1 pseudogene is annotated in these 870 nt (G+C 47.7%); it reads right to left on the bottom strand.

Features of this window, described 5'->3' with window-relative positions:
- Positions 1–870: pseudogene (locus tag A3761_RS21100) on the bottom strand (DNA topoisomerase IV subunit B); the annotation flags it as partial.

Here is an 870-nt window from a genome sequence, read left to right as displayed (position 1 = left end):
ATCTTACCTCTGAGCGGCATAATCGCTTGATATTCACGGTCACGCGCCTGTTTGGCTGAGCCACCAGCCGAGTCACCCTCTACTAGAAACAACTCGGAGTTCATAGTCTCTACACCAGAGCAATCAGCAAGCTTACCAGGCAATGCCGGGCCGGAGGTCACTTTCTTACGAACAACTTTCTTCGCTGCTTTTAGGCGCTTCTGAGCATTACTGATACACAGCTCTGCTAACTTTTCAGCATCATCAGTATGCTGATTAAGCCACAAACTGAAGGAGTCTTTGACGACACCGGAAATAAAGGCGGCAGCTTCACGCGAAGATAGGCGCTCTTTAGTCTGTCCGGAAAATTGAGGGTCTTGAAGCTTGGCTGATAGAACAAAACAGCTCTTGTCCCATATATCTTCAGAGCTCAGTTTGATACCACGCGGAAGGAGGTTTCTGAACTCACAAAACTCTCTCATCGCTTCCAAGCAGCCGGTACGAAAGCCGTTAACATGCGTTCCACCTTGAGCAGTAGGTATCAAGTTAACGTAGCTCTCCTGAGTTATCTCACCACCTTCAACTAACCATTGTATGGCCCAGTCTACAGCTTCGGTATTACCGGCCATTGATCCACTAAAAGGGGCTGAGGGGCAAGTTTCTAGACCGTTAGTTGCCGACAATAGGTAGTCTTTTAAGCCATCCTGGAAGTGCCATTCGTCTTTTTCATCGGTCTGTTTATTAGTAAAAGTAACTGCCAGACCAGGACACAATACGGCCTTGGCACGAAGAATGTGGCGTAAACGACTAACTGAGAACTTCACCGTATCAAAGTATTGTGCATCAGGCCAAAAGCGTAACTCCGTTCCCGTATTACGCTTACCCACCGAA

Source organism: Oleiphilus sp. HI0123 (assembly GCF_001635315.1).
Note: the sequence above shows the minus strand (reverse complement) of the source record. Positions and strands in the feature narration are given on the sequence as shown.